This is a genomic window from Nostoc sp. UIC 10607 (genome assembly GCF_047228265.1).
GTDB classification, from domain to species: Bacteria; Cyanobacteriota; Cyanobacteriia; order Cyanobacteriales; family Nostocaceae; genus Nostoc; species Nostoc foliaceum_A.
In genome coordinates this window covers 250,246-273,659 of the sequence record NZ_JBIQNW010000003.1, presented here as the reverse complement: position 1 = coordinate 273,659, position 23,414 = coordinate 250,246, and the positions used below count along the sequence as shown (strand labels likewise).

Here is a 23,414-nt window from a genome sequence, read left to right as displayed (position 1 = left end):
TAGTACTGGCATCAGCTTAACGTGTTATTATTTACTTCAAGATTCTCTTAGCTATTTATTCTAAGATAATATAATGCTTGTTTTTGTTATCCCACTCAAAAGTGCAAAATTTTCCAATTCTTGGGAACGTGTTACACAATTATTTGAAAGATGCATTAAATCAGTTTGCAATCAAACCTCACCTAACTTTCACGTTATTGTTGTTTGTCACGAAAAGCCAAAAATAGAATTTACTAATTCTCATATAACATACATTACAGTCGATTTTTCTCCTCCAAATGAGACTAACCCTGTAGCTAAAGGAGACACAGATAAAGGGCGTAAAATATTAAAAGGATTGGTTTATGCTCGTCAATTTTCTCCTACTCATACTATGACAGTTGATGCCGACGATTGTGTGAGTAAAAATTTAGCCAAGTTTATTCAACAACATCCTGATTCTGATGGCTGGGTTATCAATAAAGGTTATAAATATCAGGAAGGCAGTAAATATATATATATTAAAAGAAGCAATTTTTATAAGATGTGCGGCAGTTGTAATATTATTCGATATGATTTGAATGATTTGCCCGAAATCGCAGAATATGATCGCGGCTATGGATACTATAGATATTATATAGACCATGCCAAAGTCAGAGATATTTTAAAGAACAAACTAAAAAGCATTAAATCATTACCATTTGCAGGTGCGGTTTATATTTTGGATACAGGAGAAAATCTTTTTGATAATTCAAAAAGATTAAAATTTAGCATTTTTAATCGCAAATTATTAAACAAATCAGTTATAGATGAATTCGGATTGTACGACTTACAGCAATCCAGAGAAATTTGTCAACTGTAATATATTATTTCCTTGAGGTTGATAAGCTACAGCACCATTATGCCGAAAATAAAATCAAAATCCCGACCATCTAAAAAATCGAAAAAGCAGGCTAAAAAAGAAACTTCTACTCTTAACCTCAAAGAACAGTTAGCCCAAAAGCGCAAAGCAGCCCAAGCACGTAAAGAACTTATTAGCTTACTCACCACCGCCACCTTTGGCGGTGTCTTCGTTGGCATTTTGCTGTTTTTCGTAGCTGGAATTAAAGCAGCAGTCCCTGGTGTCTTGGGGATAATTATCATATCCCTTTCCTACAAATACCCCCGTCAAGCGCTATACGCCTTCATCATTTACGTGCCTATTGGGGGTACTATCACCTACTACCTGGGCAATAGTCCCATACTGCAATTAGCTAAAGATGCCTTTTATGTTCCAGCCCTAATTGGGCTTTGGCAGACTTGCCGTAAACAGGGGCTACCCCTAATTATTCCCCAAGGCATTAAAATCCCACTTTATATTGTTTTGGGTTGCAGTGTACTAACCCTGTTATTTGTTAATGCTGGCCAGCAGTTTAACCCGCCTAGCCTGGGATTATTACAAAAAGCAGAGAAAGAAATACCTTTAGGTATGGGAATTCTGGGACTAAAAGTATTTTTAGGCTATGTTCCTCTGCTTGGCTGTGCTTACTATTTAATTCGAGATAAACGGGATTTTCTATTTTTATCGCGCCTCCAAATTGTCCTTATACTGATTTGCTGTATTCTGGGATTTATTCAATACCTGTTACTACTAACTGGTATATGTCAAGGTACTAGAGGTCTTGAAGGAAATGCCCTATTTGTCACATCACTAGAAGCCCGGTGTTATTTTGGTGGAGCGCTCTTATATAGCCCCGAAGAAGGAGTCATTCGCTTACCAGGGACATTTGTAGCTCCTTGGCAGTGGGCATGGTTCTTAATTTCCAGCACCTTTTTTACCTTTGCTACCGGCTTCACCGACCCTTTCCCAATATGGCGCCTGGTCGGTTTAGTTTCTTTAGTAACAGTCTTTATCAATGCTGTAATTTCGGGACAGAGAATCGCCTTAGCTTTAGTACCAATCTGCTTCGGCATTTTGCTATTGCTCACTGGACAAATTGGCAACCTCAAACGGTTTATCCCCATAGGGATAGGACTTGCCCTAGTTCTGGGAATTGCAATGGTGACTAACCCTGCTGTCGTGCAAGAGAGAACCGAGAGTTTTACCAGTCGCTGGGATGCATCACCACCTCAAGATTTTATCGTCCAGCAATTTGAAGAGAATTGGAAAAACGTAGACGGCCCCTTGGGAAGTGGCTTAGGTCGAGCAACTAACTCTGCCCGCGTAATGGGTAAAACTAAGCTGGTGGAAACCTACTATCCCAAAGTACTTTATGAAGTTGGAATTCTTGGAGTACTAGCTTTTCTGGGTTTGGTCACTAGTTTAACAATTATTGGCTTTAAAACCTATCGCTCCATAAAGAACCGTAATTTCCGCAGTTACGGAGCAGCTTTGTGGGTGTTTATATTGTTTATTAGCTACAACACCTACTACTATCCTCTGGATGTTGATCCAGTTGCTGTCTATTACTGGTTTTTTGCGGGAGTTCTTTTTAAATTGCCAGAACTGGAGAAACAAGATAAAGAAGATGCCAACCCTCAGCAAAAAAACAAGAAAAAACGTCTAAAAACAATTTAAATGAAATAAAAATGGCAAAAGTTATCATAGGAGGTCAAAAACACCTCAGCATTCCAAACCTACCTCGAAATTCTCGGCATACACTCATCCGCCCCAAGCCTTTTCCCGCAGGCAGATATCCTATAGAAAAAATTTGGTATCCTTTAGGCAGCTTTATGGCGTGGCAGCCTGTATGGGAAAGATACCAAGCTATTCATGCTTTCAACAAGATTTTATATACAAATAAACCTTGGTTTCTCACATTTGAGGATCATCGGGTTTTATATAGAAACCCTAAAAATCAAGGCGAAGCTGCAATTTATGAATTATTAAATAATCGATTAGCGCTAGAAAATTGCCAAAAAATTATCGCTATCTCTGATTATGCCAAGTTGAGATTAATTAAGCGGATAGAAGGTTGGAAGATAGAAGGGAAAATAAGCAAAAAATTAGATGTTATCCATCCAAATTTTCCAGTCAAAGTTAACCAATCAAAACTTTATTATGAACAGCCAAATCTCCAGCTTATATTTATAGGAAATCACATTGCCCGCAAAGGCGGAGTTGTTGCTTTAAGACTCGCTAAAAAAGCTGAAAAATTAGGTTTACCTATTACTGTACATATAATTTCAGAACTGGGGCATGGTTCAGGAGTACCAACTGATTTTCCCGATCGCAGTAAATATGTAGAGGATTTAAAGTTACTGAATCTAAATAACGTTGTATTTCATAAAAATCTTCCTAATGACAAAGTTATTGAGTTATTGTCACGAAGTCATTTTCAATTAATGGCGACTTTACATGATACTTATGGCTTTAGCATCATAGAAGGTTTTTCCGTTGCAACTCCTGCGATTACAACAAATGTATGCGCTTTACCAGAGTTTATTCGTCATGGCGAAAATGGTTATATTTTAGAGTTACCAATTAATGAAAATAGGCATTGGAATAATTGGCTACATGGAGAGAAAACTAAAACTGATGAATATTGGGAAATTCTAAATAGTACCTATGACTATTTGGCAGATAAAGCATTGCAGCAAATCATTCAATTTCTTGATAGAAGTGATAAACGAGAACATTACGAATTTTTAAGCGCAGGAGCATTAGCTCAAGCGCAAATTGTGCATAACTCCGAAAAGCAAAATGAGTTCTTTGATAATCTCTATGCAGCAGTGTAAAAAAATGATTGAATGTGAATTCTGACTTTTTAGGTCATGCAGGAAACCCAACAAAGTCCTAACCAACAAGCAAGCTTACCTAGTAGGTAAGGGAGTAAAGTCAAGTAATAGAAGCTTACTGAATTTCAGTAAAATTAAGTTTTATAAGGTTATTATCAAAGTAGAAAAATTGCTTAATAAAAATCATGAATAATTGGCCATTAATTACTGTAGTTATTCCGACTTATGGTCGAGAAGAAGCGCTACGGGATAGCATTGTAGATGTCCTAAAACAGGAATATCCAAATTTTGAAGTTTTAGTAGTAGACCAAACCCCAAAACATCAACCAGAAATTCAAGCCTACCTAGAAGAGATGGCGGTAGCAGGTAAAATTAAGTGGTTGCGCTTAGATTGGGCAAGTTTGCCAGGGGCGCGAAATTATGCTGTGCGGCGGTCTTCTGGTGAAATAATATTATTTATTGATGATGATGTTCAGCTAACCCCAGAATTGTTAGCAGCCCATGCAAAAAATTATTTGCAAAATCCAGAAGTGGGGGCTGTCGCCGGACGAGTATTTGACAGAATGAAATTGGGTGATTCTGGAGGAGATTTAGAGATTGAATATCTGCCTCCCCAAGCTATGGATCCAGGAATTGCTTGGTATCATATTGATTTAGTGCATACCATCAAACCCCAGCAAGTGCTAACAGCGCGGGGTTGTAACATGTCATTTCGTCGCGAAATTTTTACTAAGTACGGGCTGAGGTTTGATGAGAGGTTTCGCGGTAGTGCAGTGCGCGAAGAGTCAGATTTTTGCTTGCGGGTGCGACAGACCGGATATAAGATTTGGTACGACCCAGAAGCCCATTTGGTGCATTTAGGCGAAGAAACAGGGGGTTGTCATGATATTAGTATGCGATCGCTAAAATATCAACTCACCTTTTACCACAACCATTTCCTACTAGGGCTGAAAAACCTCACTGCTACTCAAGCTTTACGCCTATACGCCCGTTTATTTGACTGTCACGTTCTCGGACACGCACCTTGTAACAAAAGCGGTTCCCCCATCAAAATCGCCACTCGCGCTATTTTCTACACTTTGGGTTTTTTCAAAGCCTTGGGTACTGTCATCCAATCACTATGGAACGATGGCCAAATTTACAGCCGATTGGATGAACAAGTTTAGTTATTAGTCATTAGTGAATAACAATTAATAAATATCAATGAGAATCTTAGTTGCTAGTCACACTTATATCGTAGACCTCAACTGTGAAAAATTACGCGCTTTATCTCAACTAGAACCGGGAGTTGAAGTGACAGTTGTAGTACCAAAGCGCTGGAAACCAGGTGGCGTGCAAAATAGAATTATTGAAACTGAATACCGTGATGAAGGCACATTTAGAATAGTTCCAGTTTATAATTTTAGTCAAAATCATCAGGGACTTCTTACCTTTGGTGCTGATTTAATATCTTTATTAAAACAATTTCGTCCCCAAATAATTCAAGTAGAACAAGGGTCTAGGGGACTAGCTTATACTCAGATGATTGCCTTAAATCAGCTATTAGGACTCAAGGCAAAAAATGTATTTTTTACTTGGTGGAATTTACCCTATGAACTGAAATTACCAATTGCTTTATTAGAAAAATATAACCTCAATCACAGCCACGGCATCATTTCTGGAAATCAAGATGGGGCAGAAGTTTTGCAACAACGGGGATACAAAGGTCTAATTAAAGTCATGCCGCAACTGGGTGTAGATGAAAGTTTATTTACTCCTAAACTTCAACCACAATTAGCAGCTAAGTTGGGAATTGAAAAAGAAGATTTCGTAGTAGGTTTTGTTGGACGTTTTGTGCAAGAGAAGGGTTTATTGACGCTTTTACAAGCCTTAGTAAATTTGAAAAATAAACCTTGGAAATTACTGCTGCTGGGACGAGGAGAGTTGCAAACTGAATTAACCAAGATTGCGGCAGAAAACAATATTAAAGAACGGTTAGTTTTAGTAGAAAGTGTCCCCCATAACGAGGTTGCAAACTATATCAATTTAATGAGTACTTTAGTACTGCCTTCAGAAACAACATACAAGTTTAAAACCTTAACTTCTGTTGGTTGGAAAGAACAATTTGGCCATGTGATAATTGAGGCAATGGCTTGCCAAGTACCTGTGATTGGTTCCGATTCTGGTGAAATTCCCTATGTAATTGGCGAAGCTGGTTTAGTATTTCCTGAAGGTGATGCTCAAGCCCTTGCTAATTGCTTAGTTCAGGTAATGGATAAACCAGATTTTGCTCATACTCTGGGTGAAATGGGTTATCAAAAAGCAATGATTAAATATACAAATAAAGCTTTAGCTAAACAGCAATTAGAGTTTTATCGAGAGTTAGTTATTAGTCATTAGTCATTAGTGAATAACAAACGACGTAGACGCGCCAGCGGCTACTCTTACGAGAACGCTTTCTATGACAAATGGCAAATGATAAAAAAATGAAAATATTACAAATTGTCCCTTCAATTTCTCTGATTTACGGTGGCCCCAGTCAAATGGTGCTAGGATTAGCTCCAGCTTTGGTAAAAGAGGGAGTGGAAGTTACAATTCTCACAACTGATAGTAATGGTGATAATGGTCAAACACCTCTGGATATTCCTTTAAATCGCCCAATTAAACAAGATGGCTATGAAATAATTTACTTTCGTTGTGCCCCGTTTCGTCGCTACAAATTTTCCCTAGATTTATTAAACTGGCTAAAACGTCATGCTCATGAGTTTGACATAGCACATATTCATGCTCTATTCTCTCCCATAAGTAGTGCTGCTGCTATTGTCTGTCGTCAGCAAAAACTACCTTATATTTTCCGCCCTTTGGGTACTCTCGATCCGGCTGATTTACGGAAGAAAAAACGATTAAAGCAGCTTTACGTCGCAATTATAGAACGTCAAAATTTAGCTAGTGCCGTAGCAATTCATTTTACCAGCGATCAAGAAGCTAAAATATCAGAACGATTTGGAGTATCTACGCCCGATTTGGTAATTCCCTTGGGTGTGATTCCCCCTCAATCCCCCCTTAAAAATGTATCTAGTCAGTTAGAAATACCAAAGGATGTGCCTTTAGTGCTGTTTATGTCACGAATTGACCCGAAAAAGGGGTTGAATTTGTTGATTCCAGCGCTAGAGAAGCTTTTAGCTGTTGGTTATAAGTTTCATTTTGTCTTAGCTGGAACAAATCCTCAAGATCCAGATTACGAACAAAAGATAATATCCCAAATTCAAAATTCACCACTGCGATCGCACACTACAATTACAGGTTTTGTCACTGGTGAACTCAAAGTTAGTTTACTACAAGCTGCTGATTTATTTGTCTTACCTTCCTACTACGAAAATTTTGGGATTGCTGTAGCTGAAGCGATGGTAGCAGGTATACCCGTAGTCATTTCTGACCAAGTGCATATTTGTCAACAGATACGTGATAGTGAGTCGGGTTGGGTGGGTGCAACAGATGTCCAAGCACTGCTAGAGTTACTGCAAGAAGCTTTGCAAAATCCCGCAGAACGCCAACGACGAGGATTAAACGCCCAACAATATGCATTGAAAAATTTTAGCTGGGATGCGATCGCAAGGCAAACAATCCAAGCCTACCAGGAAATTCTGGTAAACAAATTAATTTAACCCAACGCAGATAACAAAAGTTTTTGCCAAATAGGCGCTAGAACTGCTTTGACAACGATATCCGCAATTACAAAACCAATCCCAATCAACATATAAGTTTTGGGAAAGGGAGATTTCGGAACTTCGCCTCTAATGCGAGTTACTAAATTTAATCCTAAAGCAGCTAAAGCTACCCCAGTGGCAATAAACCCGATTATCCGCAAAATTGACCAAGGATACCATCCTAAAATAGCTGCTAACCAGGGTTTAGCGCTAACTCTCACCAATTCTGCAACATAAAAATTCATGTAGTTCAGCATCCACGTGCCGAATATCAATGCCATGCTACTTAAGGTAACAACGCAGAGAATACAAAAAATTCCGTAGTGCAATAAATGGTCTGGTAAAAATAAACGGAGTGTTCCTTCCATACCTTCTCCCGTGCGAATCCAGTGCAACATCTCAGTAGTGTATGACTGTCCACGGAGGATGACTTTTGCTGCTGTTTGTGGTGCGGTCGCTGTTGCTACAATTACGGCAATACTCTGCAACACTCCCCACAGTAACATCCACCAAAAAGCACTTTTATATTGTTGACGACGTACTTGTAAAAAGAAAATGGGATAGGGAACAGCAGCACCGAAAATCGGCATCAGCCAGGGAACTCCAAAAACAAAACTGGCAGTTGTGCTGAGGATAACACCAATAACCAAAAATATTACTATTATCATAATGGGGACGAAAGGTTAGTGATTTGGCATTCCGCGACTTTCTAAGCATCTGAGAGTGGGTGGCGACAAAGAAAGTCTACATCGACCCGTGGTACCCCTCCAGCAAGACTTGCTCCTGCTGTGGTCATCTCCTTGAAAAGTTAGAAATCTCCGAGCGAAAATGGCGTTGTCCGTCTTGTAGGTCTAAAAACGACCTGGACGGCAACGCGGCGAAGATTGTTGGGTTAGGTGATGTTATGCGGTATGAAATTGTAATCGCTGTTTGACTCCAGAATCTCCATACCTTCACGGGGAGTACATCAAATGTTCATGAATTTGCAAGTTGTCGGTAGCGTTCTTGAACTTCTTGAATCGAAAACAAAGTTTCAAACTTCAACCCAACTGACTGGTACAACTCACCTCCCCCTTGTTCGCGGTCTACCAGTGAAATTACTTGATTTACGGTATAACCTGCATCTTTAAGGCGATCAACAGCTTTCAGAGCAGATTGCCCAGTTGTTACCACATCTTCCAAAACTACTACTTTTGCACCTTCTGGTAAACTGGGACCTTCTATATAAGCTCTTGTCCCATAACCCTTGGCTTCCTTGCGAATAATCAGCGCTGGTATCGGTCGGTTTTCATAAACAGAAACTAGACTCACTGCTGTCACAATTGGGTCAGCCCCCAATGTTAAACCACCCACAGCCTGTGTATCTACGGGTAATAAAGGAAATATCAACCGTCCAACTGCCAAAGCACCTTGAGGATGAAGTGTTACCTGTGTTTTATTGACGTAATAAGAACTACGTAGCCCAGAGGAGAGGAGAAAATCACCTTCTTGATAAGCAAGTTGGCAAAATAAATCTAGTAGCTTATGGCGCAAAGTGGTCAAATCAGGAGTGGTTGCCCAAATATCTGAGTGGGTAAGAGTTTCAGTAGGATACGTCATTACAAAACATTAAAAGTTGTGCTACACCAAAGGTTGAACTTATCAGAGTTCTGAACTTAAGCATAAATTAAGATTGCCCAAAAACTGAGGAGTCAGAAACGTGCGTATAAAATTAAAAACCTTTGGTGGTGTACTGGTGCTGCTTGTTGCTGGTATTGCTTTTCCCTCTGTTGCATCTGCTCAAACAGAAACACCCAATTATGAAACTACGAGTGATGCATTTGAACGAGCTTATTTTCGTCATGATCGCAATTTCTACGAAAATAGCAGCCTCAAGCGTCAGCTAGACTCATTTCTAGGATCTGGTTCCGGTTTCGGTGGTTCCTTCCCAGAAAATGAAATTGCCCGCGATGCTGAGTTGGTTAACACTTTATATCATGATGTCCTGACTCAGCAAGTTGGCAACGATCCTTATATTCGCACTCCTGATTTACCAAATCCTTATGACACATCGCTGATGATGTCTCCTCGGTTGAATAGCAGCAAACTCAAAGTGGGAACTGAATTCAGGTTTGAAACTTTACCACCTCGGTAACAGTCCTAGCCTGTGGGGTCATTAGTCCTTAGTTCCTTGTAATTTGTCAGCAACTATTGACTAATGGCTAAATTACCAAATCATAGCTGTAGGAGTTGAACCAGGATGGCAATACTCAAGATAATCTAGTATTACTCATGTCCCAATCATCTTTGAGGGTCTGGTGACACAATACATTATTGGTTTTTGAATCGTTCAGTGCGCCCTGCTGGAATCGAACCAGCCTGAAGGCGAATTATGAGTTCGCTGCCTCCCCAATCGGCCAAAGGCGCTTGTTTTTTGGGTTTTGGGTTCCTATGAGTCAATTAATTTAACTCTTAGGTAAACCTTATTTGCTAATTTTAAAGTGAGGCAAATCCCTCATTGCATTAAGTTTAGCCAATTGCGTAATTATAGCACAAATTTACCACCTTTGAATACTCGACAATAGTTTACCAGATTTTTATACTACATAATTTGATCATGAAATAGTGCAAACTAATATTGATTAAGTTCCTTTAAGGATTGAGGTCAAAAGCTTCACTATTCTTAAATAGACCAGCATTCTTATGTGATAGCTTGTCAGCGATGAAAATAAATTCTACTGTACTTCTTACTTTGATTTTGTTAATCCTGATGATGGGAGCAGGTTCTGTGAGCGCCTTTTTGGGTTTTGAACTGGGGAGTTCAGCACTTAAAGGTGTTACCACACCAGATGGGCGTCCCACAACCAAATTCGCCAGCAATAAGGCAAATAACTCCCAACAGACAGGGCTAGTGCTATTAAAAGAGGAAGAGATTCTGAAAATTGTCAAGGCGCGAATTGAGGGTAAGACCAAAGCTGCTAAATCGGAAAAGCTAGAGGAAGATGATGAAGAAACCAATAGCAGCAAGCAGAAGCCAGAGGAAAAACTCCCAGTAGTGGTTGAAGAAAAACCCCAGCCAGGTTTTCCAGTTATTGCCCAGAGTCAGGGTGTAACCATGACTGTGCAATCTGTCCGTTACTCTGGTGGTGATTTGCTATTGAAAGTGAAAATGCAGAACAAAGGTAAGGATTCTGTGCGCTTTTTGTATAGTTTTTTAGATGTTACCGATGATAAAGGACGAACCTTGAGCGCTAGTACAGAGGGTTTACCAACAGAATTGCCTGTAAATGGGCCAGCATTCACAGGTACAGTGAGCATTCCCACAGCTTTACTTGATGATGTCAAGAAGATATCACTTGCTCTCACTGATTATCCCGCTCAAGAATTAAAGTTGGAAGCATCGAATATTCCTGTAGAAAGGTAAATGGGGACTGGGGACTGGGGGCTGGGGACTGGGGAATGAATTCTTTCCAATCCCCGATACCCAATTCCCAATCCTCCTAAATGGAGGGCGTGAGTTTTACACGAGCTTTGGTGGTGAGCGGTTTTCCTAATTTAATTTGGACAGACGTGGCGCTACGGTTGTTGTCAGTGCTACTGCTGATTGCCATAAATGCCTTTTTTGTGACGGCAGAATTTTCGATGGTGAGCGTGCGGCGATCGCGGATTCACCAGCTAGTTAAGGCTGGGGATATTCCAGCGATCGCTGTCGAAATGCTACAACGTAGTATTGACCGACTGCTATCTACCACTCAGTTAGGCATTACTCTCTCTAGTTTGGCATTGGGATGGATTGGCGAAAGTACGATTGTCGTGCTGGTGAATGCATGGTTTAAATCCTGGCCTTTACCCAGTGGGATGACTACCTTCCTAGCGCATTCTCTATCAATTCCCATTGCCTTTTTCTTGATTGCCTATTTGCAAATTGTGATCGGAGAATTATGTCCCAAATCCTTAGCTATGCTGTACTCAGAACAGCTAGCTCGGTTTTTGGGACCTTCGGTAAAAGCGATCGTGCGTTTTTTCGGCCCCTTTATTTGGATTCTGAACCAATCAACTCGTTTTTTATTGCGGATTTTTGGCATCCAATACACAGGCCAAGGCTGGAGACCGCCTGTTACTCCCGAAGAATTGCAACTGATTATCTCTACAGAATGGGGGTCTACTGGTTTACAGCGTGCAGAGCGAGAATTGCTCAATAATGTATTTGAATTTGGGGATGTCATGGCCCAAGATGTGATGATCCCCCGCACCAGTATTATCGCGCTGCCAAAAGATGCTACCTTCCAGACATTACTTAAGGAAATGGCTTCTACTGGTTACTCTCGCTATCCCGTGATTGGTGAATCTTTAGACGATGTTCGCGGCATTGTTTATTTTAAAGATTTGGCACAACCTTTGGCTGGAGGAAACCTAAGTTTAGAGACACAAATCCAACCTTGGATGCGTCCCGCCCGGTTTGTTCCAGAACACACGCCCTTGAGTGAACTTTTGCCCATGATGCAGCAAGAGAAACCCGCTATGGTCATGGTAGTGAATGAATTTGGCGGTACTGTGGGACTAGTGACCATCAAAGATGTGATTGCCGAAATCATTGGCGATGCCAGTGAACCTGAAAGCAGCGACGACTTACTGATTCAGATGTTAGAGGAGCAGAAATTTTTGGTGCAGGCACAGATCAACCTCGAAGACCTAAACGAAGTTTTGCATCTAAATTTGCCTCTGACAAGAGAATATCAGACACTAGGAGGCTTTTTGCTGTATCAGTTACAAAAAATTCCTAGCAAAGGCGAAACCTTATGTTATGAAAATCTTGAATTCACTGTGGTATCAATTGTTGGCCCACGCCTGCATCAAATTCAACTGCGACGGTTAGAAGAGTTAGGAGTTGAAAGTTAAGAGAGACGCGATTAATCGCGTCTGTACAGGAGTTATAAATTTTAACTCCTCACTCAAGAAGCATACGCCAGTGGATCAACGAGTCCCAATTCGGCAAAAGCTGCTAGCCGCAACCGACAAGAATCACACACGCTGCAGGCGACATCTCCACCAGCATAGCAAGACCAAGTTAGCTCCCAAGGAACTCCCAATTGGTTCCCCAGTTGGATGATTTCAGTTTTTTTCAAATTTATTAGGGGTGCAACAATATTAATTGGTTGTCCCTCACGCCCCTGTTTGGTTCCCAGGCGAAAAACTTCCTGCATTGCTTGGATATAGTCGGGGCGACAGTCAGGATATCCTGAGTAATCTAAGGCGTTGACACCGATATAAACACGTTCAGCTGCGATCGCTTCGGCGTAACTAAGAGCAAAGCTTAAGAAGATGGTATTACGAGCCGGAACATAGGTGACAGGAATATTTTGAGACATTTCATCCAGCGATCGCTCCTGGGGTAAATCAATGGCATCATCGGTAAGTGCGGAACCGCCCCATTGCCGTAAGTCAAAATTAACCACCTGATGTTTTGCGATCGCAGCTTTTTCAGCAACGGTGAGGGCTGACTGTAACTCTCGTCGGTGTCGCTGCTGGTAATCAAAGGAAATAGCATGACATTCACAGCCATCAGCCTTAGCTTTGTACAGAATTGTGGAAGAGTCTAATCCCCCAGATAACAGAATTACAGCTTTCATCTCAGTTGCAAATTTTGGATTTCAAATTGCCAAATCACACCTTAACAAGATGTCACAGAGTAATGCCAAAGCGACTCCTAAACCCTGTGAGTGATGGCAAATAACGCCGCACCTTTAGATATTCCAAAAAAACAATTTACACTAGTTTCTCTCAAAAAGCGGTGCGATATCTTCTCTACGTTCCCTGCGGGATGCTACGCAAACGCGCAGCGTGTCACAGACAGATGCTATGCGTGGCTTGCTTCTTTACAGGAGTACGTTTCTACAACGGGTGCTGCAAATAATCATACAAAAATCTTTTCAAGTAATTTAGCGGCGATAATTTCCAACAGCATTTTTCTGGAAAAAAGTACACATGTTACTTTTTCATGACTTTGTAATTTGAGTAGTATCAATTAGATATCGATCTCGGTAATTAATTGCCTAAACACAACCTCCAGTTAAGTCGGAGCAAAGGAAGGCGATCCTTATAAATTTGAAGAATTTACACTTAAGTCTTACTGAATGTTTTAAAGTTAATAAAAAGACACATATTTATTGTAGAAAGTGCAAAATCCAAAACAAACCCGAACTATCTATACAAAAGATATCTGGATTACGGGAACCGAACACAAACTTTGAAATTCTTCATAAACATAGGCTCTATGTTACCATCTGGATGGTTTTAGACGGATCGTAACTGGCTTTCGAGTATAAACGCCAACGGCCGTAGCGTCTCTAAATTTGGTGGTTGAGGAGAGAATAATAGTGCAAGATAGCATGTCAGTGGCAGAACCGAATCCATATACACAGCGCAACCAGCCACGACCAATCCGCATAGGCGTGATTGGAGTGGGTAACATGGGACAACACCATGCTCGCGTGCTGAGTTCAATGAAAGATGTTGAACTAGTCGGAGTGGCAGATATTAACGTCGAGCGGGGGTTAGAAACTGCCAGCAACTACAAGGTGCGTTTTTTTGAAGATTACTGCGATCTGCTACCCCTTGTGGAAGCAGTTTGTGTAGCTGTTCCCACCCGTCTGCACTATGCCGTGGGCATCAACTGTCTGTTAGCGGGAATTCATGTTTTGATTGAAAAACCGATCGCAGCCAGTATTTCTGAGGCAGAGTCTTTAGTAAATGCCGCGGCTGAGTCTGGGTGTATTCTGCAAGTAGGTCATATTGAGCGTTTTAACCCAGCTTTTAAAGAACTGAGCCAAGTTCTAAAAACAGAGGAATTACTGGCGCTAGAAGCCCACAGAATGAGTCCTTACTCAGATCGAGCAAACGATGTTTCAGTTGTCCTGGATTTAATGATCCATGACATCGACCTACTTTTGGAATTAGCTGCTTCCCCAGTAACAAAATTGACTGCTAGCGGGACTCGCGCCCTAGACTCTGGTTATTTAGATTATGTAACCGCCACCTTGGGGTTTGCTAATGGTATTGTTGCTACTCTGACTGCCAGTAAAGTCACCCACCGAAAAATTCGCCGGATTGTCGCCCATTGTAAAAATTCATTTACTGAGGCAGATTTTCTTAAGAATGAAATTTTGATTCACCGACAAACGACTGCCAATTCTCTCACCGACCACCGACAAGTACTTTATAGGCAAGATGGTGTGATTGAAAAAGTCTACACCAGCAATATTCAACCTTTAAGTGCAGAATTAGAACATTTTGTCAACTGTGTACACGGTGGCAATCAACCCTCAGTAGGTGGTGAACAAGCTCTCAAAGCCCTGAGACTAGCAAGTTTGATTGAGCAGATGGCGCTGGAAGATCGAGTTTGGAATCCCTTAGACTGGCAATCGGAACCAAGAGTACAATCATTGACCCCGACAGCCTAGAAGAAAGGAGGCAGAGGGGGATAAGGTAAAATTTTCTCCCTAGTCTTCCTCTGCACTCCTACCTCCCTCATCTCCTCCACAGTCCCAACCTCAGAAAAAATCCTAAAGTGTGTTTTTAAATTTGCCATCAAATCTTTAGATCCTCCCTAGTTATTTTAAAAAACTGACTAAGGGGGATCTAAAAAATTAGAAAATAAAACCTAGTGGTTTGTTTCATTAATTTTTTCAGGTTCGTATTGAGCGATTTATCGCTCAATCTCAAGGGCTAGAAATATTTACGAACTTTTATAACCCTTGAAATTAATAAAACAGACCCCTAGCTTCCACTTGTCTTACTCTGTTTCTCAGTTCTGATGCTTTAGTGGAGTTAAGTTACCTTGACTTTAACAAGCGGGGATAATTAGCTTTTAAAAAAGCTAAGGCTGAATTTAGTAACAAGACTAGCCCAGCAATTTCAGGAATTGACTCAATGCTTGAATGGATAACTAATACTATCAACTATTTTGGTTATTGGGGAATCGCCCTACTAATGTTCCTAGAGAACCTTTTTCCCCCGATTCCTTCAGAATTGATCATGCCACTGGCTGGATTTACAGCAAGTCCATATCAACCAGGAGGGGCAAAGCTGAATATCATTGGTGTGTTTTTCGCAGGACTTTTGGGTTCTGTATTGGGCGCACTTATTTGGTACTATCCAGGTCAGTTTTTGGGCGAAACCCGTTTGAAAGCTTGGGCTGACAAATATGGCAAATGGCTGGGCATATCTAGTAAAGATATCACCAAGGCCAAACATTGGTTTGACCGACGAGGTAGAACAGCAGTATTAATCGGTCGCCTTGTGCCAGGAATCCGCACTTTGATTTCTGTTCCCGCAGGTATTAGCAACATGCCCCTGCTACCATTTTTGGTTTACACAACCTTAGGTAGCGCTGCTTGGGTGGGTTTGCTAACATACTCAGGATACATATTGGGTAGTCAGTATGAACTTGTGGACAAGTACCTCGCTCCTGTATCCAAAATCGTACTTGGGGGTTTGGTTCTAGCATTTGTTTTCTGGATATTCAAGCGCCAGTTAAGACGTACTAGAAGATGAAACACGGAGGCTTTTGGTTTGAAAGCAGTGAAAGCAGGGGTTACATCTGGCCAAAATTCGCCTACACTATGCCAAATAATACTAGATGTGTGTTGGCAGAGCTTATCGGAGGTATTGCCTGAATTAATTTTTGGCGTATTTCTAGCTACACTTGACGCAACCTAGAATTTCTGGTTGCTCGCATTTTTGTAAGATGAGCATGACAACTTTTTACAGTTAAGTTTGAACTAGGAGCTTTCATGACAGACCAACCTTCCGCCGCTACCCCAATCAATGCCGCTGCTATACCCATGAATAGAGTGTCAGCATCGACTCCCATCAATGCTGTTAATAATACTCCCAAGCCAGGCGGTGGTTCCGGGAAAACCATTCTCAGTGTTGATTTAGGCAGAACTTCCACAAAAACTTGTGTGAGTCGTGAACCAGGCAATGTGGTGTTCGTACCTGCCAACGTCAAGCAGATGTCTATAGAACAAGTACGCGGCGGTGTTTTTGAAGCCAGGGCTACTGACCCCTTAATGGATTTGTGGCTGGAGTATCAAGGAAATGGATATGCTGTTGGTCAACTAGCAGCCGATTTTGGGGCGAATCTAGGAGTCGGACAATCTAAGGTAGAAGCTGCACTGGTAAAAGTGTTAGCAAGCGCTGGCTACTTCAAACTTAGAGACGATATCTCAGTCGTACTAGGTCTGCCTTTTCTTTCCTTAGAGCAATTTGAAAAGGAAAAAGCACAGTTGATTAGCCAAGTAGGTGGGCCTCATGTGTTGAACTTCCGAGGCGAATCTGTGTCGCTGAACGTCAATAAGGTATGGGTCATGCCAGAAGGCTACGGTAGCCTATTGTGGTCTGAAGCTCAACCGAAGAAAAGTCCTGGTAGCCCCGATTTTACAAAAATATCGGTGGCGATCGTTGATATTGGACATCAAACCGTCGATCTTTTGATGGTAGATAACTTCCGTTTTGCCAGAGGCGCTTCTAAGAGCGAAGACTTCGGGATGAATAAGTTTTATGAATTGGTGTCCGCCGAAATCGAGGGAGCAGATAGTCAATCTCTAGCGTTGATTTCCGCTGTGAACAAACCCAGAGGTGAACGCTATTACCGTCCTAAAGGCGCTAGCAAGCCCACCAACCTAGACGATTTTCTTCCCAACCTCACGGAGATGTTTTCTCGCGAAATCTGTAGCCGTGTGCTAGCTTGGTTGCCAGAACGCGTCACCGATGTGATTCTTACTGGCGGTGGTGGTGAGTTCTTCTGGGACGACGTTCAACGTCTGCTCAAGGAAGCAAAGATTAATGCTCATTTAGCAGCACCTTCCCGTCAGGCGAATGCTTTGGGGCAGTATATTTATGGAGAGGCACAATTATCCTCCAATCGCGCTGCTAGGGCATAAAGCTGATGTTCCAATGGTCAAAAAAGGTAGTTAAATCCGTCACGTTCAACCCAGAGCTTGCTGATGAAAGCTTGTTAGCGCAAGTAGAAAGTTATTTGGAAAAACAACCAGACAAGACTTTCAGCGATCTCTGTAAAGAAGCCTTGTGGCAATCTTTATGTGTACCGGAATCTGTACAACCTGCTCCACAAACAGCAGCAACAACACCAATTGAACAACAAATTGGTGAACTGCAACGTCAAGTGGCTGGACTTGAGGAACGTTTTTTTGCCAAGGGATCTAATCGTTTGGAGGCGATGGAACATCATCTACTGCAACTTTCTCAACAAGTTGCACAACTGGCGCTCATAGTCAACGATCGATCGTTCATTCCGTCTCCAAGTCAATTAGAAGTAGTAAATAATACTTCTTATACTGTTGCTACCCCTCCTCAAGAGGTTGACCCCGTAATCAGTCGCCTTAGTCAGTTTCTCGATGATTTTTAAGGAACAATCAGGTTTGTGAGCAGTTTTGCTCATGTTAACAATCCTTAATAGTTAATACTATTAAGGATTATTAATATATATTTTTTGTACAGACACAATATTTGGCAACAAGCCGCCACCCTTCTTATTTGGAGACGCTACGCGAACGGGAAGCCGCTTTACGTCACTGCATCTACGCGGCTAATCAAGTTATGTAAAACCGAGCGATCGCACATCAATTTTTAGTGTGCAATCAAAGTGGCATAGAGTATTATTTCGGACTATAGTATAAAGTTTTTCAATTCTAGGAATCTACAGCAGGAAATTACCCAGTTATACTGAGATAAACGAGTGTAAGCCAAAACACCGTTTGAGATCAGTTTAAATTTGTCACCATGAGTAATACCAGTTTTTGGAAGCCTGCTTATCAGCTTTTTAAGCCAGAGGAACCACTTACTACACCTGAAGAACTGAGAAATTTTTATGTCCAGCGAGCCAACAGTCCTGTAGAGAATTTAATCACTTTTTTGGATATGGAAGACGACCCAGCTAAATTTTTACTAGCAGGTCACAGGGGCGGTGGCAAAACTACAGAATTGCGGCGATTAAAACAACATTTGAACAGTAAGTATACAGTAATTTGGATTGATACTGTAACTGCTCTTGACCAGTACAACATTGGCTATGCTGAGGTTGTAGTCCTAATTGGAATTAAAATTTTTGAAAAAGTTATTCAACGAGAGTGGGGTTTAAAAGACGATTTATTAAATGATTTACTAAAAAGTCTCAAAACTGTAGTTTATCAAGATGAAGAAGCTGAAAATACTGGTCTTGAACTTCCAGAAATTATCAAAAAACTAGGTCTAATTCTTAAACAAGGACTAACTAGAAAAGTTACTACAACTCTTAATATTCGTCCGCAGCTTAGTAAAATCATTGAGCGAGTTAACGCCATCATAGAAGCTGCTGAGAAAAGAAACAAGCAGAAATTACTGGTGATTGTAGATGGGCTTGACCGACACGATCAAGTTACAGCCTTGGAAATGTTCGCTAGTCCACTGCTGACTCAGCTAAGTTGCCATATTATATATGCGATTCCGATTTCGCTCAGATATTCTCCAAGCTTTCGTCAACCAATGGAAAGCTTTCAAAAATGCTTAGATTTAACGAATCCACCAGTATTTGAATGCGATGAAAATTTATGTCCTACTACAATCCCTAATCAACTTGGTAGAGACATTCTTAATAATGTAATTCGTAAGCGTTTAGCAAGTTTGGGTGTTGCTTATAAGGGTTTATTTAATCCAGATGCGCTAGAACTAATTTCTGAAAAGAGTGGCGGTGTGATGCGTGACTTGGTGCGACTGGCTCGTACAGCTTGTGAAGTTTCTTTAAGGCTAGATTTGATATATGTAGACTTAGATGTTGCTAAAGAGGCTGTGCAAGAAGTACGCAGAGAATATAATTTGAGTGATTACCATTTCCCTGAACTAGATAAAGTTCACCGTACAGGTTGCTTAACTACTAATACCCATAGTTTGCCTAACAAAGGTCAGTTTGTCATTTGTGATGAGCTTTTGCAAAACAAATTTGTATTAGGCTATTACAATCACAGTAAAAAATCCTGGTTTGATGTGAACCCTATTCTATTAGAAGATTTACAACGTTGGCAAGCTGCTAACTCTCCAAAAATTTAATAGTTGTTTTCTCTCGTAATCAGCAATTATTCATCAATAAAAATGGCTTCTAACGAATCTATCACTTATTCTATAAGTGCAAATGACGCAACAGAGCTAAAAAAATTAGTTAGTTTCTTAGAATTATCTAGTGAAACAACGACAATTTTTGCTATTGCACCGGAGAGTGGGCCACAGCATCCAGTAGTCGAGGAAATCAAGTTACTTTTATCAGATGGAGATCATACTTTTCATGAGCCTCAAAACTTCTTTTACAGTGATAACTCACTCTATAACTTTCTCTACAGTTTAGATGAAACTGGGCTGCATAATTCTCAAAATAAACGCAAATTGATAATGGCGTTTGGAATTGACCAACTGCCGACATCCCGCCTCAAACAAGAGATGAAGCAGTTAAATTTAGGGAGAGATTCGCTATTTGGTCGGGAATTGGTCATAATTTTTTGGCTGAATAAAGAAGAATTTTTAGAAGAATTTCGTAACCGTGCGCCTGATTTCTGGGATTGGCGGGGTAAGTTGGTGAAATTTGAGGCACGTCCACCCGTAAATCCCTTGTTTTATCCTTATCTTGAGTGGTTGATAGCTGAGAATTCCTATCTCAAAATCAGCGGCGTGATGCAAGTCCAGCGGCAAGTAGATATTTTTCTCGATCAAATTTATGTTTCACTGCAAGCTGTAAGGCGACAGCAGATTACAGAAACGTCGAAACTAGACCAAGAGATGACTACATTTCGCAAAGCTGAACATAGGTTGAGCATGAACATCTCTAGCCCCTACGATTTAGACGAACCTTCCTATTATGAACCAGATTTACTAAGTTCAATACCAACTACTAGCACCAAAACAGTAACAACAAGAATTGATTTATCTCATGCAGTGCAGGAGAATCAATACTGCGTGATTCTCGGCGCTCCAGGTGCGGGAAAGACAACGTTACTGCGTTATCTAGCGCTACATTTTGCCACAGCGAAACGTGATGGTAATGAAACAGTAATAGGTGGCGAACCCCAAGAAGAATTGGGTAAAGCTCTGTTGCCAATTTTCTTTCGTATTGCCGATTATGCAGAACGACTTCAACAAGAACCAGAGTTAAGTCTGTTGGACTATCTGCACCAATTTTACCGCCAGTGGGAAGCTTACTTTCAAGATGAAGTGGAAGCGGGAACAGAGATGGCGGCGCTACTATTAGAAAAAATGCACCAGGGGCAGTGCTTGGTACTGCTGGATGGCCTAGATGAGGTATTTGAACAAGAAAGCCGCAGGCTGATTGTGGAAAGAATCGATCAGTTTGTGAATGCTTTCTCTAGTAATAAGTTTGTCATTACCAGCCGCATAGCTGGCTACCGCGATGTGAAACTGAGCAGCCGTTTTGCTGAGTTCACTATTGAAGATATGGGTAGCGAACAGGTAGAAAAATTCCTGGAACGCTGGTGTTTGGCGATAGAACGAGCGCAACAGCCAGAAGCAAGTGAGGCGCAATGGCAAAGAGCAGGAGACGATCAAGCAAGGAAGATTTTAGAGGCAATTAAAGATAATGAGGGTGTAAAACGCTTGACAGCGAACCCTCTACTGTTGACAATTTTGGCACTGATTCACCGCAATGGTGAGCGCCTACCTAACCGCCGGGTGAAACTTTATGAATTAGCAGTGCAAACCTTGACCGAAGATTGGCAGCTAGGTAAGAAGTTGCCAGATGCTCCGAAAGTGCTGCTGAACCAAAATGAAGTGGTGGCATTTTTAGCACCACTGGCTTACTGGATGCATGAGGAAAAGCCTTCTGGTTTAGTCACTGAGGCAGAAGTTGAACAACAGTTAGCAGCAAAGCTAGCAGAATTAAATGATACTGACCTAGAATCAGATTCAGTGCGCCTTGCCGTGCAGGAGTTTTTACGAAAAGTGCGGGAAACCACAGGTCTATTTGTGGAACGTGCGCCTGGAGTCTACGGCTTTATGCACCTAACGTTTGAGGAGTATTTTGCTGCACGTTATATTGCTGACAATGAAGTAAGTGATATTTTAGCAATTATCCGTAAACATTTGCATGAGCCGCGTTGGAATGAGCCAATTCTATTAGCTTTAGGTTATTACGGAATTTATTCTCCTAAACAGGTTAATAAGCTGGTTGACCAGCTTTTCAGTAATCTTGAGACTTATGAACCTGTAATTCCAGGTGCAAAGTTAAAAATCAAAAATGCATCTTCGCAGGATGCGATTATCATCTGGTCAGATTTGCAACAGGAATCAACTACTAACTGTAAACAGTCAGAATTACGGTTAAAAGATTTGCTATTTGCTGGGGAGGTTTTAACTCAAGTTGAAGTCAATAGCAGCCCTCGCAAAAAGCTAATTAAAAAATTTGTTATTACCTATCTTGGTTTAGATACAAACTTTAAGGATGAGACAACTAAAGAACTGTTAAGACTGTTACGCCAAATTGAAATGTTTAACCACAAAGGTGAAGTTCTGGCACGACTGAAAGAATTCGCTAAAAACTCAATATTTACTGAAGAGATACGGGTGAAAGCAGAGACAGCTATTCTTTATGTTGCTTGTGGTGAATCAGGGACAGGATTAGTTAGTTGTGCCATTGATGTTGTTAATAAGCTAGAACCTAATATATTTTGTAGTCTTAGAGAGTTGGTTAAAGAACTAGGTGAAGAAATGACATCGGCTCTAGAAAATAGTCTGGAAAATTATGGTGGCGAGCAAGACTCTCAAAGGGCATTAAGTTTACTTACCGCAATATCTTATATTCGTACAGATAAATATATAAAAGCTGTTGAACTTCTAGAAGAAATCAATGTTCAGCCAAAAGTCAGTCACAGTGCTTATATAGCTTGGTCAATTGCAACTTGTTATCAGGAACAAGAGAAATTTGATCAAGCAATCGACTATTATCAGGAATGCTTTGAAACCCTAGCTTTATATATTCATCCATCTGCTTTTCTGCTGTTTTGGAGAAATCGAGGTATTTGTTATCGCTTACACACCAAATACCATCAGTCACTAGAATGCTTCCAGCAGGCATTAGCTATAGACAAAGAGTTTTGCAAGTCTGAAGATGAAGCAAGTGATCTGTGGAATATAGGCATAACTTATCAAGGCTGGGGTAAGTACGAACAGGCGATCGCCTATCATCAACAAAGCCGTAATCTCTATGAACAATTGGGTAAAGAGAAAAATGTAGCAAATCTGTGGTATTGGTTGGGTGATTGCTATCGGCAATGGGGTAAATATGAGCAGGCACTTGAGTGCCAGCAAAAGTGTTTGGCACAACATCAACGGTTAGAAGACCAAACAAATGTAGCTAGTGCCTACTTTCAACTAGGCTGGATTTATCAAAGTTGGGGCAAATACGAACAAGCAATCGCTCATTACCAACAAAGCCGTGACTTCTATGAGCAATTGGGTCAAGACAAAAATGTAGCCAGTCAGTGGTACAACTTAGCTGGATGCTACCGAGAATGGGGTAAATATGAGCAGGCACTCGAATATGAACTCAAGGATTTAGCACTTCGTCAACAACTGGATGACCAAACAAATATAGCTAGTGCCTACTTTCAACTAGGCTGGATTCATCAAAGTTGGGGCAAATACGAACAAGCAATCGCTTATTTCCAACAAAGCCGTGATCTCTATGAGCAATTGGGCAAAGAAAAGAATCTAGCTAGCCAGTGGTACAACTTAGCTGGTTGCTACCGAGAATGGGGTAAATATGAACAAGCACTTGAGTGTCAGCAAAAATGCTTGGTACAACGTCAAAAGTTAGAAGACCAACCAGGTATAGCTAGTGCCTACTTTCAACTAGGTCGCATCTATCAAGCATGGAGCAAATATGAACAAGCGATCGCCCATTACCAACAAAGCCGTGACCTCTATGAGCAATTGAGTCAAGACAAGAATGTAGCAAATCAATGCTACTGGTTAGGTGATTGCTATCGGGAATGG

Annotated in this window: 18 protein-coding genes, 1 tRNA gene and 1 pseudogene; 16 read left to right on the top strand and 4 right to left on the bottom strand. The window is 41.0% G+C overall.

The features are described from left to right. Positions 1-73 precede the first annotated feature (73 nt). The 6 genes from ACEYW6_RS04640 (at position 74) to hpsP (ending at position 7,340) form a co-directional block, all read left to right on the top strand. On the top strand, positions 74-841 hold the full coding sequence (locus tag ACEYW6_RS04640) for a glycosyltransferase family 2 protein (protein WP_412978799.1): 768 nt from the start codon (positions 74-76) through the stop codon (positions 839-841). Positions 842-880: 39 nt separating this feature from the next. After that, entirely contained in the window at positions 881-2,536 is a 1,656-nt protein-coding gene (hpsL, locus tag ACEYW6_RS04635; protein ID WP_412978798.1) for a hormogonium polysaccharide biosynthesis protein HpsL, read from the top strand. Between the two features lie 155 nt (positions 2,537-2,691). After that, the gene (locus tag ACEYW6_RS04630) at positions 2,692-3,696 is read left to right on the top strand and encodes a glycosyltransferase family 4 protein (RefSeq protein ID WP_412978797.1); all 1,005 of its coding nucleotides are present in this window, start codon (positions 2,692-2,694) and stop codon (positions 3,694-3,696) included. Between the two features lie 185 nt (positions 3,697-3,881). Beyond that, entirely contained in the window at positions 3,882-4,862 is a 981-nt protein-coding gene (gene hpsN, locus ACEYW6_RS04625) for a hormogonium polysaccharide biosynthesis glycosyltransferase HpsN (protein ID WP_412978796.1), read from the top strand. Between the two features lie 37 nt (positions 4,863-4,899). Then, positions 4,900-6,075 (top strand): hormogonium polysaccharide biosynthesis glycosyltransferase HpsO, encoded by a 1,176-nt coding sequence (gene hpsO, locus ACEYW6_RS04620; protein ID WP_412978795.1) that lies wholly within the window; start codon positions 4,900-4,902, stop codon positions 6,073-6,075. A gap of 86 nt (positions 6,076-6,161) precedes the next feature. After that, a complete protein-coding gene (gene hpsP / locus ACEYW6_RS04615) occupies positions 6,162-7,340 on the top strand; it encodes a hormogonium polysaccharide biosynthesis glycosyltransferase HpsP (RefSeq protein WP_412978794.1) in 1,179 nt (392 codons plus the stop codon). Here the strand turns inward: hpsP and ACEYW6_RS04610 are convergent. Beyond that, a complete protein-coding gene (locus tag ACEYW6_RS04610; protein ID WP_412978793.1) occupies positions 7,337-8,032 on the bottom strand; it encodes a hypothetical protein in 696 nt (231 codons plus the stop codon). The two genes, hpsP and ACEYW6_RS04610, sit on opposite strands and share 4 nt — an antisense overlap. Before the next feature lie 20 nt (positions 8,033-8,052). Between ACEYW6_RS04610 and ACEYW6_RS04605 the strand changes: the two are divergent. Next, a pseudogene (locus ACEYW6_RS04605) lies at positions 8,053-8,316 on the top strand (zinc ribbon domain-containing protein); the annotation flags it as partial. Between the two features lie 41 nt (positions 8,317-8,357). On the opposite strand, the gene pyrE reads toward ACEYW6_RS04605, so the two are convergent. Beyond that, positions 8,358-8,981 carry an orotate phosphoribosyltransferase gene (gene pyrE, locus ACEYW6_RS04600; protein WP_190893131.1) on the bottom strand — a complete coding sequence of 208 codons (624 nt, stop codon included), beginning with the start codon at positions 8,979-8,981 and terminating at the stop codon, positions 8,358-8,360. A gap of 100 nt (positions 8,982-9,081) precedes the next feature. On the opposite strand from pyrE, the gene ACEYW6_RS04595 reads away from it, so the two are divergent. Then, a complete protein-coding gene (locus tag ACEYW6_RS04595; RefSeq protein ID WP_190893133.1) occupies positions 9,082-9,516 on the top strand; it encodes a hypothetical protein in 435 nt (144 codons plus the stop codon). Positions 9,517-9,715: 199 nt separating this feature from the next. On the opposite strand, the gene ACEYW6_RS04590 is transcribed toward ACEYW6_RS04595, so the two are convergent. Continuing rightward, positions 9,716-9,788: transfer RNA gene (locus ACEYW6_RS04590), tRNA-Ile, on the bottom strand. Positions 9,789-10,083: 295 nt separating this feature from the next. Between ACEYW6_RS04590 and ACEYW6_RS04585 the strand changes: the two genes are divergently transcribed. Continuing rightward, positions 10,084-10,785: a hypothetical protein gene (locus ACEYW6_RS04585; RefSeq protein ID WP_412978792.1), complete on the top strand. Its 702-nt coding sequence runs from the start codon at positions 10,084-10,086 to the stop codon at positions 10,783-10,785. Positions 10,786-10,865: 80 nt separating this feature from the next. Then, positions 10,866-12,260 (top strand): hemolysin family protein, encoded by a 1,395-nt coding sequence (locus tag ACEYW6_RS04580; protein ID WP_412978791.1) that lies wholly within the window; start codon positions 10,866-10,868, stop codon positions 12,258-12,260. 53 nt (positions 12,261-12,313) lie between these two features. Here ACEYW6_RS04580 and queC read toward each other — a convergent pair whose 3' ends face one another. Continuing rightward, complete coding sequence (queC, locus tag ACEYW6_RS04575) at positions 12,314-12,991, bottom strand: 7-cyano-7-deazaguanine synthase QueC (protein ID WP_412978790.1); 678 nt, start codon at positions 12,989-12,991, stop codon at positions 12,314-12,316. Positions 12,992-13,738: 747 nt separating this feature from the next. On the opposite strand from queC, the gene ACEYW6_RS04570 reads away from it, so the two are divergent. The 6 genes from ACEYW6_RS04570 to ACEYW6_RS04545 form a co-directional block, all read left to right on the top strand. Further along, a complete protein-coding gene (locus tag ACEYW6_RS04570) occupies positions 13,739-14,821 on the top strand; it encodes a Gfo/Idh/MocA family oxidoreductase (RefSeq protein WP_196510648.1) in 1,083 nt (360 codons plus the stop codon). Between the two features lie 469 nt (positions 14,822-15,290). Beyond that, complete coding sequence (locus ACEYW6_RS04565; protein WP_190893144.1) at positions 15,291-15,914, top strand: DedA family protein; 624 nt, start codon at positions 15,291-15,293, stop codon at positions 15,912-15,914. 239 nt (positions 15,915-16,153) lie between these two features. After that, positions 16,154-17,305, top strand: coding sequence for a ParM/StbA family protein (locus ACEYW6_RS04560; RefSeq protein ID WP_190893146.1), 1,152 nt, complete (start codon positions 16,154-16,156; stop codon positions 17,303-17,305). A 5-nt stretch (positions 17,306-17,310) separates the two neighbouring features. Continuing rightward, complete coding sequence (locus tag ACEYW6_RS04555) at positions 17,311-17,790, top strand: plasmid segregation centromere-binding protein ParR (RefSeq protein ID WP_114084958.1); 480 nt, start codon at positions 17,311-17,313, stop codon at positions 17,788-17,790. 374 nt (positions 17,791-18,164) lie between these two features. Next, on the top strand, positions 18,165-19,466 hold the full coding sequence (locus ACEYW6_RS04550) for a P-loop NTPase fold protein (protein ID WP_412978789.1): 1,302 nt from the start codon (positions 18,165-18,167) through the stop codon (positions 19,464-19,466). Positions 19,467-19,508: 42 nt separating this feature from the next. After that, a partial coding sequence (locus ACEYW6_RS04545; protein ID WP_412978788.1) for a tetratricopeptide repeat protein occupies positions 19,509-23,414 on the top strand: 3,906 nt, incomplete at its 3' end.